This is a genomic window from Agromyces sp. NPDC004153, from assembly GCF_053603635.1.
This window is the reverse complement of sequence record NZ_JBSGFY010000002.1, coordinates 516,469-531,787: the sequence shown is the minus strand read 5'-3', so window position 1 is coordinate 531,787 and position 15,319 is coordinate 516,469. Positions and strand designations below refer to the sequence as shown.

Sequence of the window (15,319 nt, the reverse complement as noted above, 5' to 3'; positions counted from 1 at the left end):
GGTAGTGTGCGGGTGTGCCAGACACCAGCCGCTTCCTCACCGCCCTCGGGCGTGTCATCCGGTCGTTCACCGGCGGGCGGCAGCAGACAGTCTCGACGGATGCCGCGGGCACGGCCGCGTCGGTCTCGACCGGGTTGCTCTCACCCGGGCAGACGGGGCCGTCGGCCACGGTCGAGGTGGATCCGCGGCGCCTGAAGGGCGTGCGGCTCGCGTACACGCCGTCGCGTGACGGCGAGCCCGATCCCGGCGAGATCGTCTGGACGTGGGTGCCGTTCGAGGAGCGCGACGGGCGCGGCAAGGACCGCCCGGTCGCGATCGTCGCGGCATCCGGGGGAGGGGACTTCCTGGCAGTGCAACTGACGAGCAAGCCGCACGACGGCGACCGAGACTTCGTCGCCCTGGGCGACGGGGCGTGGGATGCCGCGGGCCGGGCGAGCTGGGCCCGCATCGACCGCGTGTTCCGGGTGCGGGCCGACGGCATGCGCCGTGAGGCCGCGTCGCTCGACGCGGCCCGCTACGGCCGGATCGCGAGCGCGCTCGGCGAGCGGTACGGCTGGCGCTGAGCCGCTCGTTCGAATGCCGGGTACCGGCGCCGGTTCGGTGGACCGACGTGTCTTCGGACCCGCATCAGTGGCGCGGCGGTCGATGCAGGCCGAACGGCGACCCCTGGTCGTCACGGCAGAGGCGGAACTCGCCGAAGATCGCGGCGGTCGCCTCGTCGTCGCCTCCCGGGAGGTCTTCGACCGTGCCGCCGAGGCGGATGACCTCCGCGACCGCGGCGTCGAGGTCCTCGACTCGGAAGAAGACGTAGGGCGACGCGCCCTCGTCGCCGCCGTGGACGCCCGCCGGGACGCCGACGCCCTCGATCGCGTACCCGTCGCCGCCTGGACCGGTCTCGAACGACCAGCCGAACAACTTCCCGTAGAACGAACGCGCGGTCATGGCATCCGCCCCGCCGAACTCGATGAACGACACTTCACCGGTCATGGTTCCTCCGCTCGCGGTTCGCGCGCGGCACCGCTGCCACGCTGTGCGCCAGCCACGGTAGCCGCCGTGCGAAGGGCCGGCAACGGGGTTGCGCATGCAGGCCGCGAAGGCAGCCCCGAACGAGGAAGACCCCCGGCGAACCGGGGGTCTCTTGGTGGGCGATGCCGGGCTCGAACCGACGACCTCTTCCGTGTGAAGGAAGCGCGCTACCAGCTGCGCCAATCGCCCATGTGGGATGCGGTTCCGATCTCGTCGTGACCGCGGACTCGATACTAGCCGACCCGACCGGGCGAATGCACATCGGCGAGCCGGGTGGTGCGCAATCGACCGCGGCGAGGCGTCGACACGCCCGGGAAACACGTACGGATTCGGGCGATGACCGGGCCGAACGTGCCATGCGGCCCCCTCGGTTTGTGATTCGTTCACCGAATCCGTTAGAGTCTCTCTGTCGCCGAAACAGCGACAACGCGGATGTGGCGCAGTTGGTAGCGCATCACCTTGCCAAGGTGAGGGTCGCGAGTTCGAGTCTCGTCATCCGCTCTGATCAGCAGGGGCGAAAGCCCCTTCTGTTCTTTGGTGGTGAACCCAGACACGGTGGATTGGCCGAGAGGCGAGGCAGCGGCCTGCAAAGCCGTATACACGGGTTCGAATCCCGTATCCACCTCCAAGCCTGAGAGCGCAGCTCCTCGACTTGGGCGATTGGCGCAGCGGTAGCGCGCTTCCCTGACACGGAAGAGGTCACTGGTTCGATCCCAGTATCGCCCACCACGAAGGCCCCGGCATGAGCCGGGGCCTTTCGCGTTCCCAGGCACGATTCGGAACGGGCCGGACGCCCCGTCGAGGCATCCGGCCTGCCCTGCTCAGCGCGTCACCAGGGCGACGGCGCCGGCGGCGCCACGACCGGCGGCCGGTCGTTGCAGGTGATGGTGTTCGGCAGCTCCCACGGGGCCAGCCACGGGCCGGTGGTGTTCACGCCGCTCGAGTCGTTCCCGCCGAGGTCGACGAGCGAGAACTCCGAGCCTGCAGGCGTGAAGTTGAATGAGCCGCAGTTGTTCACGCCGACGGCGCCCACGTTCCGGGCGTCGACGTTCTCGAACGACGCCGAGCCGGCGACGCGGGCGCTCACGACCGAGGTGCCCGTGCCGTCGACGCGGACGTCCTCGAAGTGCACGTTCGAGATCGACACCTGGTCCTTCACCGGCCAGTCGGACACGAGCATGATCGCGTTGTACGTGTTGTCGAGGAAGTCGCCCGACACGCGGATGTCGGCCTGGTCGATCGAGCGGTCGAGCGCGTAGAACCAGATCGCGCCGAGGCCGATGTTCCAGTTGAGCTCGTAGCCGCCCGCACGCACCGTCGTGTTGTCGGTGAACGCGAGCGTCCCCGTGAACGGCACGGCGCCGAACCGGGACCCGGCGTGCAGGCCGCTGCCCTCGCGGATAGGGTCGGCGACGAGGTTGTTCGACACCGTGTTGTCGGCGCCGCCGTAGATCGCGATGCCGTTCGCGAGCGTCGGCGTCTGCACGGTGTTGCGGTCGAACGTGTTGCGCGCGTTCGCCGTGCCCTCCGACCACATCGCGAGGCCGTCGTCGCCCGTGTTCCGGATGAAGTTGCCCGCGACGAGCGAGTCCGTCACGCCGGTGTGGAAGTTGAGCGCATCGGCGATCTGGTCGACCACGATGTTGTCGCGCACGACGAGGTCGTGCATGGGTCCGTCGAACCACAGGCCCACCTTCGTGTGCTCGATGTGCAGCCGCTCGATCGTCGAGTCGCTCATCGCGCCGCCGACGCCGTTGACCTGGTCGGTGTCGATGCGCTCGCGCACGTCGCCGCGGATGGCGAAGTCCGACAGGTGCACGTTGCGGCTGCCGCCGTCGGCGGCGTCCCTGCCGTAGAACCCGACGCCGGTGTGCACCGAGCCGTCGGGCGTGGGCTTCGTGAGCGCCACCTCGTCGCCGAACACGATCGAGTGCCAGTTGCCGGCGCCGCGGATCGTCACATCGTCGACGATGAGGTGCTCCTCGACGCGGAACGTGCCCGCCGGGATGAACACGTCGACGTCATGCTGCTGGGCGTACCGGATCGCGGTGCGGAACGCGGGTGCCGCGTCGCGGCGGCCGGTGGCGTCGGCGCCGAACTTCGTCACGCTGACGGATGCCGCGGGCTGCGGGGTCGGGGACGCCACGAGCTCGGAGTCCAGCAGGTCGATGACCGTCCACGCGGCATCCGTGGCCTGGGGTGCTGTGAGGCGGACGACCGAGCCGGCCGGGTACGTCGCGCCGAGGAGCATCCGCTGCTCGTCGTAGAAGTGCATCGGCCGGAACGGCTTCTGGACCTCGTAGCCCTCGCCCGGCACGCAGCCGCACTCGGTGATCCACCAGTCGGGGTGGAGCAGGCCCGCATTCGGGTCGTTCGTGAACGGGTACTGGTTGTAGAGCCACGAGTACTCGGAAGTGAGCGTCAGCTCCTGCGGCGCGCCGCCGTCCACGCGCACCTCGAGGGGCGCCGTGATGCCGCCGCCGTTGGGGGCGTCGGGGATGCTGTACCGCACGGTGATCGCGTTCGCGGCGGCGGGCAGCGTGAACTCCACGTGCTCGCCCGGGTCGAGCCGCACCGCGCTGCGGCCGGATGCCTCGGCAGGCAGCGTGTAGGCCGTGCGGTCTGGCCCGATGACCTCGCCGTTCGTCGTCGCGCGCTCGGCCTCCTGCTCGAGGAACGGCACGTCGGCGCCACGGCCGGCGACGAGGGCGGGGTCGAGCGCCGCACGCGTCACGACCGGGGCCGCAGGCGCAGCGGATGCCGCGGGGCCCGCGAGCGCGGCTCCGGCGACGATCGCGGCTGCGGCCGCCGCCGCGACGGCGGACCGGCCGCGCCATGGTCGGCGGCGGACGAGCGGTGGGAGGGGGATCGTGGGACGCGTCATCGTCGACTCGTTTCCTCTCGGTGGTGCACGTCATCGGACACCGCGGACTTCCCCGCGAGTGAGGCGAGGGTATGCCGACGTCGAGCGGCGTCACAAGGGGTTGCGAGGGATTGTCGACGGAAAGTCGTGTTCTTGCAGCGCCGGGCGCAAGCGGGCGCAAGCAGCGGCATCCCGGGGGCGTCGCTTGCGTGCTGCGGCTGCAAGCCGGGCGGCCGGCCGGTGTGGCGCGTCGCACTACAGTTGAAGGGTTCGTTTCGACTCACAGGGAGTGGATCACAGTGGCCGACGGCTTCGAGCTCTTCACCGATCGATCCGTTGTCGCGATGCGCGTCAACGGCGAGCTGAAGGACCTGGCCGCAACGGTGACGGAGTCCGACGTCGTCGAGCCCGTCACGATCGACTCGCTCGACGGCCTGAGCATCCTGCGCCACTCCACCGCCCACGTGCTCGCGCAGGCGGTGCAGAACGTCAATCCCGAGGCGAAGCTCGGCATCGGCCCGCCCGTGACCGACGGCTTCTACTACGACTTCGACGTCGTCGAGCCGTTCACTCCCGAGGACCTCAAGGCGCTCGACAAGGAGATGGCGCGCATCATCCGCTCGGGGCAGCGGTTCGTGCGCCGGGTCGTGACCGACGACGACGCCCGCGCCGAGCTCTCTACGGAGCCGTACAAGCTCGAGCTCATCGGGCTGAAGGGCCACGGAAGCGGCACCGAGCAGTTCGAGGAGAGCGAGTCGGTCGAGGTCGGCGGCGCCGAGCTCACCATCTACGACAACGTCGACCCGAAGACCGGCGAGGTCGCCTGGAAGGACCTCTGCCGAGGGCCGCACCTGCCGAACACCCGGATGATCGGCAACGGGTGGGCGCTCATGCGCGTGGCCGCTGCGTACTGGCGCGGCTCCGAGAAGAACCCGCAGCTGCAGCGCATCTACGGCACCGCCTGGCCGACCAAGGACGAGCTGCGCGCCTACCAGCACCGGCTCGAGGAGGCCGCCCGCCGCGACCACCGCAAGCTCGGCGCCGAGCTCGACCTGTTCTCGTTCCCCGAGGAGATCGGCAGCGGCCTGCCGGTGTTCCATCCGAAGGGCGGCATCATCAAGCGGGAGATGGAGGACTACGTCCGCCGCCGTCACATCGAGGAGGGGTTCCAGTACGTCTCGACCCCGCACATCACGAAGGCGCACGTCTTCGAGCTGTCGGGGCACCTGCCGTACTACAAGGACACCATGTTCCCGCCGATGGACCTCGAGAACAGCGAGTACTACCTGAAGGCGATGAACTGCCCCATGCAGAACCTCATCTTCCGGTCGCGCGGTCGGTCGTACCGCGAGCTGCCGCTGCGGTTCTTCGAGTTCGGCACCGTCTACCGCTACGAGAAGTCGGGCGTGGTGCAGGGGCTCACCCGCGTGCGCGGCCTCACCCAGGACGACTCGCACAGCTACGTCACGCCCGAGCAGGCTCCCGCGGAGATCAAGCACCTGCTCGACTTCGTGCTGGGCCTGCTGCGCGACTTCGGCCTCGACGACTTCTACCTCGAGCTCTCGACGCGCGACGCGGCATCCGACAAGTTCAAGGGCACCGACGACCAGTGGGAGGTGGCCACGAACGTGCTGCGCGAGGTCGCGGAGGCCTCGGGCCTCGAGCTCGTGCCCGACCCGGGAGGCGCCGCGTTCTACGGCCCGAAGATCTCGGTGCAGGCGCGCGACGCGATCGGCCGCACCTGGCAGATGTCGACCATCCAGTACGACTTCAACCAGCCCGCGGGCTTCGGGCTCGAGTACACCGCCGCCGACGGCACCCATCAGCAGCCGGTCATGATCCACTCGGCGAAGTTCGGGTCGATCGAGCGGTTCTTCGGCGTGCTCACCGAGCACTACGCGGGAGCGTTCCCCGTGTGGCTCGCACCTGTGCAGGTCATCGGCATCCCGGTGGCCGACGAGTACGCGGAGTACCTCGGCGACATCGTGCGGCAGCTGCAGCGCGCCGGCGTCCGCGCCGAGCTCGACACGAGCGACGACCGCATGCAGAAGAAGATCCGCACGCACACCACCCAGAAGGTGCCGTTCCAGCTCATCGCGGGCGAGAACGACCGCGCCGGCGCGACCGTGAGCTTCCGCTTCCGCGACGGCACCCAGGAGAACGGCGTGCCGGTCGCCGACGCGATCGAGCGGATCCGCGCGGCGATCGACGATCGCCGCCAGGTGACCACGAGGGACGACCTGTTCGGATGAGCGCGTACCAGGCCGACGAGTTCGACGGTGTCCCGACGGATGCCGCGGCCGACCTCGCCGGCGTGCCCGACGCGTTCCAGCGACTGTGGACCCCGCATCGGCTCGTCTACATCCAGCACGGCCAGCAGCCCGACGAGCACTCGTGCCCGTTCTGCCGGGCGCCCGAGCTGAGCGACGAGCAGTCGCTCATCGTCGCGCGCGGGAAGCTCGCCTACGTGCTGCTCAACCTGTACCCCTACAACAGCGGGCACCTGCTCGTCTGCCCGTACCGCCATATCGCCACGTACGACGAGGCGACGCCCGAGGAGGTCGCCGAGATCGGGGAGCTCACGCAGGTGGCGATGCGGGTCGTGAAGCAGGTCTCCCGATGCGACGGGTTCAACATCGGCATGAACCAGGGCCGCATTGCGGGGGCGGGCATCGCCGAGCACCTGCACCAGCACATCGTGCCGCGGTGGGCGCTCGACGCGAACTTCTTCCCGATCATCGCGGGCACCAAGGCCCTGCCGCGGCTCCTGGGCGAGGTGCGCCAGGAGATCGCCGAGGCCTGGCCGAGCTGACCGGGTCCGGGCTCAGCGCACCTGGCGGACCGCGAACTGCATGCGCGGGTTGGCGTAGGACTCCTGCGACTCGACGAGCTGCAGCTCGCGCTCGCCCGACGCGTGGGTGCGCTCGAGCAGGTCGAAGACGCTCGAGGTCGTGCGCGCGAGTGCCGTCGCGGCATCCCCGGTGCGGCGGTAGTGCGCCGTGAAGAGCGCCGCGGTCACGTCGCCCGAGCCGTTCGCCTTCATCGGCAGCAGGGGGGTCTGCGCGATCCAGGCGCCCGTGTCGTCGACGGCGAGCATCTCGATCGTGCCCTCCTCGCGATCGGGCCGCTCGACGCTCGTCACGAGCACCGTGCGCGGTCCCGAGGCCCGGATGAGGTCGACCGACTCGAGCGTCGACTCCAGCGTGTCGGGCTCGGTGTCCGTCAGGTAGCCGAGCTCGAACTGGTTCGGCGTGATGAGGTCGGCGGCCGGCACCACGCGGTCGCGGAGCAGCACCGGGATCGCCGGCGCCACGAAGCATCCGGACTTCGCGTTGCCCATGACCGGGTCGCAGGCGTAGATGGCCGACGGGTTCGCGGCCTTGACACGGGCCACCGCGTCGAGGATGACGTCGGCGATGCCCTCGCCGCCCTGGTAGCCCGAGAGCACGACGTCGATCTCCGGGAACGCGCCGCGCTCCTCGATGCCCGTGATCACCGCTCGCACGTCGTCGGGATCGATGAGCGGCCCGCGCCATTCGCCGTAGCCCGTGTGGTTGGAGAAGTTCACGGTGTAGACCGGCATGACCTCGACGCCGATGCGCTGGAGCGGGAACACGGCGGCCGAGTTGCCGACATGCCCGTAGGCGACGGCGGACTGGATCGAGAGGACCTTCACCGGTCGATCATCGCATCCCGGCCGGGACGAGCCGTCCACCCGCGGCCCGGACGGCGGCCGCGATGTCGGCGGCGAGGCGCTCGGCATCGGTGGCGCCGAGGTCGTGCACCGTGAGCCGCAGCCGCCGTGCGGCGGGCGCGTCGGCGAGCACGAACGCGTCGCCCGGTCGGGCGAGCCAGCCGCGTCGCATGAGCTGCTCCGACACGTCACGGGCCGGCACCGGGAGCGCGACCCAGAGGTTGAGCCCGTCGCCGGCCGCAGCGGGGATCCCGAGCGCGGTCAGTCGCTCGGCGAACGCACGGTTGCGGTCGGCGTAGTGCGCGCCGGCCGCCTCGATCCCGGCGGCGACCTCGGGGTCGGTCACGAGCGCGAGCACCAGGCGCTGCAGCAGGTGGCTCACCCAGGTGGTGCCCGGCGTGAGCCGCATCGCGAGCCGTTCCGCGGTGTCGGGGTCGGACGCCGTCACGGCGAGGCACATGTCGGGGCCGAGGAACTTCGAGACCGAGCGCACGAGCGCCCAGCGTCGGTGATCGGGACCGATGAGCGAGTGGAACGGACGGCGGGACAGCATCGAGAAGTGGTCGTCCTCGATCACGAGCACGTACGGATGGGCCCGCAGCACGGCCCGCAGCTCCGCGGCGCGAGCCTCGGTCAGGCTCGCGCCCGTGGGATTCTGCGCCCGCGGCGTGCACACGATGGCGCGTACGCCCTGGTCGAGCGCGGTGCGCAGGCCCTCGACGGTCATGCCCTCGTCGTCGACCGGCACCGGCACCGCGCGGTACCCGCCGACTCGAACGGTGTGGATGCTCGTGAGGAAGCACGGGTCCTCGAGCGCCACCGCGTCGTCGCGCACGAGCGCCTGCGCGAGGAGCCGCTCGACGGCGTCGGCCGCGCCGCTCGTAATGGTCAGCCGCAGTTGCTCGGGGGAGAGGTCCGAGCGCATCCAGGACTGCGCCCACTGTTCGAGCCCGGGGTCGATGACGGGCTCGCCGTAGAGCACGGGACGACCCGCCATACGGGCGAGTGCTCGTGACGGGTCGGGGATGAGGTCGGAATCGGGGTTGCCGGTCGCGACGTCGCGGAGCACGCTGTCGGCGGCGAACCCCTCCTGCGGCACGGCGGAGCGGTCGGCGACGTGCGTGCCGCCGCGTCCGCGCGTGACGACGACGCCGGCCTGAGTGAGCTGCCGGTACGCCGCGACGGCGGTGTTCCGGTTCACGCCGAGGGTGTCGGCCAGCGTCCGCACGGGCGGCAGCGCCTGACCCGGCTGCAGGGCGCCGCGTTCGATCAGGGCGCGCACGCTGTCGGCGATGTCCGCGGCCGCGCGGCCGGAGATCTCGAGGGTCAGGTCACGATCCATGGCTCCTCCGATGGTCGGTCGCCGTCCATGCTACCGTTTGGCCTAGGCCAAGCGATCGTATTGGCCGAGAGCCTGCGTCAACACGCATCCTCCACCGAAGGGAACCCCCAGATGAGCACTGCCGAGACCGGCTCGAGCCGCGTGAAGCGCGGCCTCGCCGAGATGCTGAAGGGCGGCGTCATCATGGACGTCGTCACCGCCGAGCAGGCCCGCATCGCCGAGGACGCCGGCGCCGTCGCCGTCATGGCACTCGAGCGCGTGCCCGCCGACATCCGTGCCCAGGGCGGCGTCGCCCGCATGAGCGACCCCGACCTCATCGAGGCGATCATCGCCGAGGTCTCCATCCCCGTCATGGCGAAGGCGCGCATCGGCCACTTCGTCGAGGCGCAGGTGCTGCAGGCGCTCGACGTCGACTACATCGACGAGTCCGAGGTGCTCTCGCCGGCCGACTACGTGAACCACATCGACAAGTGGGCCTTCAACACGCCGTTCGTCTGCGGCGCCACGAACCTCGGAGAGGCGCTGCGTCGCATCAACGAGGGCGCGGCCATGATCCGCTCGAAGGGCGAGGCCGGCACCGGCGACGTCTCCGAGGCGACCAAGCACATCCGCAAGATCACCTCCGAGATCAACCAGCTGAAGTCGATGACGCGCGACGAGCTCTACGTCGCCGCCAAGGAGCTGCAGGCCCCGTACGAGCTCGTGCTCGAGGTCGCCGAGACCGGCAAGCTGCCGGTCGTGCTCTTCGTCGCCGGCGGCGTCGCAACCCCCGCCGACGCGGCCATGATGATGCAGCTCGGCGCCGACGGCGTGTTCGTCGGGTCGGGCATCTTCAAGTCGGGCAACCCCCAGGAGCGCGCGGCCGCGATCGTGAAGGCGACCACGTTCTACGACGACCCGTCGGTCATCGCCGACGTGTCGCGCGGACTCGGCGAGGCCATGGTCGGCATCAACGTGGCCGACCTTGCGGCGCCGCACCGCCTGGCGGAGCGCGGCTGGTGACCACCCTCCGGAGCGAGTCGCTCGACGCGGGGGAGCCGGCCTCGGCCGGTCCCCGCGTCGGTGTGCTCGCCCTGCAGGGCGACTTCCGCGAGCACGCGCACGTGCTGTCGCGCCTCGGCGCGCACGTGACGCTCGTCCGCCGGCCCGAGGAGCTCGCCGCGCTCGAGGGGCTCGTCATCCCCGGCGGCGAGTCGACCGTCATGGACAAGCTGTCGCGCGCCTACGGGCTCGCCGAGCCCCTCAAGGCGAGGATCGCCGACGGCCTGCCGGTCTACGGCACGTGCGCCGGGCTCATCATGCTGGCCGACACGGTGCTCGACGCGATCGCCGGCCAGGAGTCGCTCGGCGGCCTCGACGTCGTCGTGCGCCGCAACGCGTTCGGCTCGCAGAACCAGTCGTTCGAGACCGACCTCGAGGTCCCGGCACTCGGCGACGCGCCGGTGCACGCCGTGTTCATCCGCGGGCCGGTAGTGGAGTCGGTCGGTCCCGCCGCCACGGCGCTCGCGAGGATCCCCGACGGCCGCGTCGTGGCGGTCGAGCAGGGCAACCTGCTCGGCACGAGCTTCCACCCCGAGATCAACGGCGAGTACCGCTTCCACGCGTACTTCCTCGGCAAGGTCCGCGACCGGATCGCCGACCGGGCGAGCGCCTGACGGCATGCTCCCGAGGTCCGTCGCGGAATCGGGGGTAACCCCGATGCGGGTGACCCGGGACCGCGCGTAGCCTCCCTGCGTCACGTCCGCCCGGAGCAGCGCCGCGCCGGGCGCGCGATCGGTTGGGAGCGGCGCGGGAACGGGGTGCCCCGTGGTCACGAAACTGCCGAGCTCGTCGGAGCCGCGTCCTGCGGGTGAGCCGCTGGGATGCGACACCTCCGACCTCATCCAGGTGCATCGCATCTTCCGCTGGCTGTATCGGGAGCTGCCCGGGCTGGTGCGCGAGGTCGACGAGGGCGACCGCGTCCGCGCCGACGTCGTCGCGGATTACGCGTCGATGGACTTCTTCGCGCTGCACCTGCACCACGAGACCGAGGACGTCGTGCTGTGGGACCGCCTCGTCGAGCGATCGCCGGGGTGCGCCCCGCACGTGGAGCTGATGCGCACGCAGCACGCGCAGGTGGCCGCCGAGCTCCGCGAGGTGGAACCGCTGGTCGAGCCCTGGCGTGCGTCGGCGGACGCCGCGACGCGCGACCGACTCGCCGAAGGGGTCGAGCGCGTGCGGGACACGCTCATCGGCCACCTCGGGCGCGAGGAGGACGAGATCCTCCCGGTCGCCGGTTCCGTGCTCACCCAGTCGGAGTGGGACGAGATGGGCGAGCATGCCCGCACCGGCATCCAGGAGGCACGCAAGGAGCTGCCGCGCGACGTGATGGCGATCCAGTTCGGCCTGATGATCGCGACGATCCCCGAGGACGAGCGACCGGCCTGGATGAAGGAGAACCTCCCCGCTCCCGTGCGGCTGCTCTACACGCTGCTGCTGAAGCGCCGCTACGAGCGGGCGATGGACGAGCTCTACGACGGACGGCCGGTTCCGCCGATACCGTGACCCGCACGAGCGGCGTCGCGGGCCGTCCGCATGACGGGGAGCCCCATACACTCGGGCCATGACCCGCTACATCGCACTGCTGCGTGGCGTCAACGTCGGCGGCATCACCATCCGCTCAGCCGACCTGCGCGACCTCGTCGAGTCGCTCGGCTTCGACGACGTGCGCACCGTGCTCGCGAGCGGCAACGTCGCCTTCGACAGCGGGCGCACGGATGCCGCCGCGCTGAAGCGCGACCTCGAGCGGGCGCTCGGCGAGCGCTTCGGCTACGAGGCGTGGATCGTGCTGGTCACGCGCGAGGAGCTCGAGCGCGTCATCGACGCGTTTCCCTTCGACGCCGGCGACGACTCGCGCCAGCCATGGGTCGTGTTCGCGTCCGAGGCATCCGCGCTCGACGACCTGCTCGACACCGCGGGGGAGACCGACCCCGACGTCGACCCGATCCGGCGCGGCGACGGCGTCGTGTACTGGAACCCGGTGAAGGGCACGACGGTCGACACCCCGTTCGCGAAGGTGCTCGCGAAGGCGCGGTTCAAGCCGACCACGACGAACCGCAACCTGCGCACGCTGGCGAAGCTGCTCGGCTGACGCGGCCGCCCCGATCGGCGGCGGGTGGCGGCCGGAGCGCGTTGCCGCGGCATCCGCCAGCCGCCCGGGGCCCGGCGCAGGGCTGGCCTAGAATGGGATGTCGGCGGGCGGACCCGCCGAGAAGCCGAACCAGGAGCAGCATGTCCGGGCATTCCAAGTGGGCCACGACGAAGCACAAGAAGGCCGTCATCGACGCGCGTCGCGCGAAGTCCTTCGCCAAGCTCATCAAGAACATCGAGGTCGCCGCCAAGATGGGCGGCGCCGACCTCAACGGCAACCCGACCCTGTACGACGCCGTGCAGAAGGCCAAGAAGACCTCGGTGCCGAACGACAACATCGACCGGGCCATCAAGCGCGGCGCCGGCATCGGCGGCGAGGCGGTCGAGTACCAGAGCATCACGTACGAGGCGTACGGCCCGTCGGGCGTGGCCATGATGGTCGAGGTGCTGACCGACAACAAGAACCGTGCGGCCGCCGAGGTGCGCACTGGCCTCAGCCGCAACGGCGGCACGCTCGCCGACCCGGGCTCGGTCGCCTACAACTTCACCCGCAAGGGCGTCATCGTCGTCTCGGGCGAGGGCACGACCGAAGACGACGTCATGATGGCCGCCCTCGAGGCCGGCGCCGAGGAGATCGAGCCGCACGCCCAGGGCTTCGAGGTCATCACCGACCCGTCCGACATGGTCGCGGTCCGCAAGGCGCTGCAGGAGGCCGGGCTCGACTACGAGTCGGCCGACGTGGAGTTCGTGCCGAACCTCAAGGTCGAGATCGACGCGGACACGGCTCGCAAGGTGTTCCGCCTCATCGACGCGCTGGAGGACAGCGACGACGTGCAGAACGTGTACAGCAACTTCGACCTGAGCCGCGAGGTGCAGGCGGAGCTCGAGGACGAGGACTAGGCCGATCGCCGTGCGCGTGCTCGGCATCGACCCGGGACTCACGCGCTGCGGCGTGGGCGTGGTCGATGTCGAGCCGAACCGCACGGCGCGGCTCGTCGACGTCGTGGTGCTGCGGTCGCCCGCCGACCTCGACACGCCCCGGCGGCTCGCACGCATCGCCGACGGGCTCGAGGCCATCGTCGACGAGCACCGGCCCCAGGCGGTCGCGCTCGAGCGGGTCTTCGCCCGCAGCGACGTGTCGACGATCATGGGCACCGCCCAGATCTCGGGCGTGGCCATGCTCATCGCCGCGCGGCGCGCGCTGCCCGTGGCGCTCCACACGCCGAGCGAGGTGAAGGCCGCGATCACCGGGTACGGCCGCGCCGACAAGGCGCAAGTGGGCGCGATGGTCGCCCGCATCCTCGGCCTCGAGCAGGTGCCGAAGCCGGCGGATGCCGCGGACGCGCTCGCGCTGGCGATCTGCCACGCCTGGCGCACCGGCGGCGCGGCGGGGGAGGCCGTGGCCGATTCACGCCGCGGTCCCGCAGACGACGCGGCGCTCACCCCCGCGCAGCGTGCGTGGCTCGCCGCGGAGCGCTCCGCCGCCGTGTCGGGGGCGGCCCGTAGGGTGAAGGAGTGATCTCCTCTCTCCGCGGCCGCGTGCTCACGACGGCCGGCAGCTCGGTCGTGATCGAGGTCGGCGGCGTGGGGTTCCACGTCAACGCCACGCCCGCGCTCGCACTGGCCAGCCGAGAGGGCGACGAGATCACGGTGCACACCAGCCTCATCGTGCGCGAAGACGCGCTGACGCTCTTCGGGTTCGGCACGCGCGACGAGCTCGACGTGTTCGAGCTGCTCATCGGCGTAACCGGCGTCGGCCCGAAATCGGCGCTCGGCGTGCTCTCGGCGCTCTCGCCCGAGCAGGTCGCGACCGCCGTGCAGCACGACGACGACGCGGTGTTCCGCAAAGTCAGCGGCATCGGCCCCAAGACCGCGAAGCTCATCACGGTGTCGCTCGCGGGCAAGCTCGTCGCTCCGCGTGCCACCCCGTCGGCGCCCGTGCCCGTGGCGCGCGGCGGGGCGGCCGACAACGTGCTCGCCGCGCTCACGGGGCTGGGCTGGTCCGAGAAGGTGGCCGCCGAGGCGGTCGAAGAGACGGTGGCCGAGGCATCCGATGCCGACGCGGCATCCGTGCCCGCATTGCTGCGGCTCACGCTCGCCCGGCTCGGCCCGGCGCAGCAGGCGGGTCGGGCACGATGAGCGACCGCGACGTGAGCGGCGTCGACGACGCCGACCGCGACCTCGACCTCACCGACCCGGTGCTCGCGTCCGAGGCCGAGCTCGCGTTCGAGGGCGCACTGCGCCCCCGCAGCCTCGCCGAGTTCGTCGGGCAGACCCGGGTCAGGGGGCAGCTGCAGCTCCTGCTCACGGCGGCCACGCTGCAGCAGCGCACGCCCGACCACATCCTGCTCGCGGGGCCGCCCGGGCTCGGCAAGACGACGCTCGCCATGATCGTGGCGCACGAGGGCGGCCGGCCGCTGCGCATGTCGAGCGGGCCGGCGATCCAGCACGCGGGCGACCTCGCCGCGATCCTGAGCTCGCTCGTGCCCGGCGAGGTGCTCTTCATCGACGAGATCCATCGCATGGCCAGATCGGCCGAAGAGATGCTCTACCTGGCCATGGAGGACTTCCGCATCGACATCATGGTCGGCAAGGGCGCTGGGGCCACTTCGGTGCCGCTCGATCTCGCGCCGTTCACGCTCGTGGGCGCCACGACGCGCGCCGGCCTGCTGCCGAACCCGCTCCGCGACCGATTCGGCTTCACGGCGCACCTCGAGTTCTACGACCAGGCCGAGCTCGAGCAGGTGCTCGCGCGCGCGGCGTCGATGCTCGGGCTCGCCATCGACCGCGAGGCCCTCGCCGAGATCGCCGGGCGATGCCGCGGCACACCCCGCATCGCCAACCGGCTGCTCCGGCGCGTCCGCGACTACGCGCTCGTGCACACCGGGCGGGCCGACGTCGAGGCGGTGCGGGCCGCGCTCGACCTCTACGACGTCGACGCGCTCGGGCTCGATCGGCTCGACCGCGCGGTGATGCAGACGATCCTCACCCGGTTCGGCGGGGGACCGGTCGGGCTGAACACGCTCGCGGTCTCCGTGGGCGAGGAGGCCGAGACGATCGAGGCGGTCGTCGAGCCCTTCCTCGTGCGCATCGGGCTCATCACGCGCACCCCCCGCGGCCGGGTCGCAACCCCCGCGGCATGGCGTCACTTCGGCTTGTCGGAGAGCGCTCCCCAGGGCGCAGCGACCCTTCCGATCGATGACCTATAATCCATTGAGGTTTCGTCCTCACCGCCGTCGACTTCGTGCGGTTCCCCGCACACCGG

Annotated in this window: 15 protein-coding genes and 4 tRNA genes; 14 read left to right on the top strand and 5 right to left on the bottom strand. The window is 71.1% G+C overall.

The annotated features are described in order from the left end of the window. Positions 1-14: 14 nt before the first annotated feature. Positions 15-563, top strand: coding sequence for a type II toxin-antitoxin system PemK/MazF family toxin (locus ACWEOH_RS16425; RefSeq protein WP_452032771.1), 549 nt, complete (start codon positions 15-17; stop codon positions 561-563). A 64-nt stretch (positions 564-627) separates the two neighbouring features. Here the strand turns inward: ACWEOH_RS16425 and ACWEOH_RS16420 are convergent, their stop codons facing one another. Both ACWEOH_RS16420 and ACWEOH_RS16415 read right to left on the bottom strand, forming a co-directional pair. Then, positions 628-987: a VOC family protein gene (locus tag ACWEOH_RS16420; protein ID WP_452032769.1), complete on the bottom strand. Its 360-nt coding sequence runs from the start codon at positions 985-987 to the stop codon at positions 628-630. A 152-nt stretch (positions 988-1,139) separates the two neighbouring features. Next, a tRNA-Val gene (locus tag ACWEOH_RS16415) sits at positions 1,140-1,215 on the bottom strand. Between the two features lie 239 nt (positions 1,216-1,454). On the opposite strand from ACWEOH_RS16415, the gene ACWEOH_RS16410 reads away from it, so the two are divergent. The 3 genes from ACWEOH_RS16410 to ACWEOH_RS16400 all read left to right on the top strand — a co-directional run bounded on the left by ACWEOH_RS16410 (position 1,455) and on the right by ACWEOH_RS16400 (position 1,755). After that, positions 1,455-1,527, top strand: a tRNA-Gly gene (locus ACWEOH_RS16410). A gap of 53 nt (positions 1,528-1,580) precedes the next feature. Beyond that, positions 1,581-1,654, top strand: a tRNA-Cys gene (locus tag ACWEOH_RS16405). A 26-nt stretch (positions 1,655-1,680) separates the two neighbouring features. Then, positions 1,681-1,755 (top strand) — tRNA-Val (locus tag ACWEOH_RS16400). A gap of 100 nt (positions 1,756-1,855) precedes the next feature. Here ACWEOH_RS16400 and ACWEOH_RS16395 read toward each other — a convergent pair. After that, positions 1,856-3,910 carry a glycosyl hydrolase family 28-related protein gene (locus ACWEOH_RS16395; protein WP_452032767.1) on the bottom strand — a complete coding sequence of 685 codons (2,055 nt, stop codon included), beginning with the start codon at positions 3,908-3,910 and terminating at the stop codon, positions 1,856-1,858. Positions 3,911-4,233: 323 nt separating this feature from the next. Here ACWEOH_RS16395 and thrS point away from each other — a divergent pair, with 323 nt between their 5' ends. Together thrS and ACWEOH_RS16385 are read left to right on the top strand one after the other, a co-directional pair. After that, on the top strand, positions 4,234-6,141 hold the full coding sequence (gene thrS / locus ACWEOH_RS16390; RefSeq protein ID WP_452033902.1) for a threonine--tRNA ligase: 1,908 nt from the start codon (positions 4,234-4,236) through the stop codon (positions 6,139-6,141). Beyond that, positions 6,138-6,701, top strand: a complete 564-nt coding sequence (locus ACWEOH_RS16385) for an HIT family protein (protein ID WP_148734852.1) — start codon at positions 6,138-6,140, stop codon at positions 6,699-6,701. Before thrS ends, ACWEOH_RS16385 begins: the two co-directional genes overlap by 4 nt. A gap of 12 nt (positions 6,702-6,713) precedes the next feature. Here the strand turns inward: ACWEOH_RS16385 and pdxY are convergent, their stop codons facing one another. Then, a complete protein-coding gene (pdxY, locus tag ACWEOH_RS16380) occupies positions 6,714-7,565 on the bottom strand; it encodes a pyridoxal kinase PdxY (RefSeq protein ID WP_452032765.1) in 852 nt (283 codons plus the stop codon). Between the two features lie 7 nt (positions 7,566-7,572). Then, a complete protein-coding gene (locus ACWEOH_RS16375; protein ID WP_452032763.1) occupies positions 7,573-8,925 on the bottom strand; it encodes an aminotransferase class I/II-fold pyridoxal phosphate-dependent enzyme in 1,353 nt (450 codons plus the stop codon). A 111-nt stretch (positions 8,926-9,036) separates the two neighbouring features. Here ACWEOH_RS16375 and pdxS point away from each other — a divergent pair, with 111 nt between their 5' ends. From pdxS to ruvB, 8 genes are all read left to right on the top strand, one after another. After that, positions 9,037-9,927, top strand: a complete 891-nt coding sequence (gene pdxS / locus ACWEOH_RS16370; protein ID WP_452032761.1) for a pyridoxal 5'-phosphate synthase lyase subunit PdxS — start codon at positions 9,037-9,039, stop codon at positions 9,925-9,927. After that, positions 9,921-10,580 (top strand): pyridoxal 5'-phosphate synthase glutaminase subunit PdxT, encoded by a 660-nt coding sequence (gene pdxT / locus ACWEOH_RS16365; RefSeq protein WP_452033900.1) that lies wholly within the window; start codon positions 9,921-9,923, stop codon positions 10,578-10,580. Before pdxS ends, pdxT begins: the two co-directional genes overlap by 7 nt. Positions 10,581-10,731: 151 nt before the next feature. Further along, a complete protein-coding gene (locus tag ACWEOH_RS16360; RefSeq protein WP_452032759.1) occupies positions 10,732-11,469 on the top strand; it encodes a hemerythrin domain-containing protein in 738 nt (245 codons plus the stop codon). 58 nt (positions 11,470-11,527) lie between these two features. Beyond that, positions 11,528-12,055, top strand: a complete 528-nt coding sequence (locus ACWEOH_RS16355; protein WP_452032757.1) for a DUF1697 domain-containing protein — start codon at positions 11,528-11,530, stop codon at positions 12,053-12,055. Between the two features lie 140 nt (positions 12,056-12,195). Then, positions 12,196-12,954, top strand: a complete 759-nt coding sequence (locus ACWEOH_RS16350; protein ID WP_148734859.1) for a YebC/PmpR family DNA-binding transcriptional regulator — start codon at positions 12,196-12,198, stop codon at positions 12,952-12,954. A 10-nt stretch (positions 12,955-12,964) separates the two neighbouring features. Further along, the gene (gene ruvC / locus ACWEOH_RS16345) at positions 12,965-13,573 is read left to right on the top strand and encodes a crossover junction endodeoxyribonuclease RuvC (protein WP_187432701.1); all 609 of its coding nucleotides are present in this window, start codon (positions 12,965-12,967) and stop codon (positions 13,571-13,573) included. Continuing rightward, positions 13,570-14,193 (top strand): Holliday junction branch migration protein RuvA, encoded by a 624-nt coding sequence (ruvA, locus tag ACWEOH_RS16340; protein ID WP_452032754.1) that lies wholly within the window; start codon positions 13,570-13,572, stop codon positions 14,191-14,193. Before ruvC ends, ruvA begins: the two co-directional genes overlap by 4 nt. Further along, the gene (ruvB, locus tag ACWEOH_RS16335) at positions 14,190-15,263 is read left to right on the top strand and encodes a Holliday junction branch migration DNA helicase RuvB (protein WP_452032752.1); all 1,074 of its coding nucleotides are present in this window, start codon (positions 14,190-14,192) and stop codon (positions 15,261-15,263) included. Before ruvA ends, ruvB begins: the two co-directional genes overlap by 4 nt. Positions 15,264-15,319 lie beyond the last annotated feature (56 nt).

Excerpts from the sequence above, each read along its gene's own strand:
- ruvB (WP_452032752.1), top strand. The coding sequence starts at position 14,190 with ATGAGCGACCGCGACGTGAGCGGCGTCGACGACGCCGACCGCGACCTC.
- pdxS (WP_452032761.1), top strand. The coding sequence starts at position 9,037 with ATGAGCACTGCCGAGACCGGCTCGAGCCGCGTGAAGCGCGGCCTCGCC.
- ACWEOH_RS16420 (WP_452032769.1), bottom strand. The coding sequence starts at position 987 with ATGACCGGTGAAGTGTCGTTCATCGAGTTCGGCGGGGCGGATGCCATG.
- ACWEOH_RS16395 (WP_452032767.1), bottom strand. The coding sequence starts at position 3,910 with ATGACGCGTCCCACGATCCCCCTCCCACCGCTCGTCCGCCGCCGACCA.
- ACWEOH_RS16385 (WP_148734852.1), top strand. The coding sequence starts at position 6,138 with ATGAGCGCGTACCAGGCCGACGAGTTCGACGGTGTCCCGACGGATGCC.
- ACWEOH_RS16350 (WP_148734859.1), top strand. The coding sequence starts at position 12,196 with ATGTCCGGGCATTCCAAGTGGGCCACGACGAAGCACAAGAAGGCCGTC.
- thrS (WP_452033902.1), top strand. The coding sequence starts at position 4,234 with ATGCGCGTCAACGGCGAGCTGAAGGACCTGGCCGCAACGGTGACGGAG.
- ACWEOH_RS16355 (WP_452032757.1), top strand. The coding sequence starts at position 11,528 with ATGACCCGCTACATCGCACTGCTGCGTGGCGTCAACGTCGGCGGCATC.
- ACWEOH_RS16375 (WP_452032763.1), bottom strand. The coding sequence starts at position 8,925 with ATGGATCGTGACCTGACCCTCGAGATCTCCGGCCGCGCGGCCGCGGAC.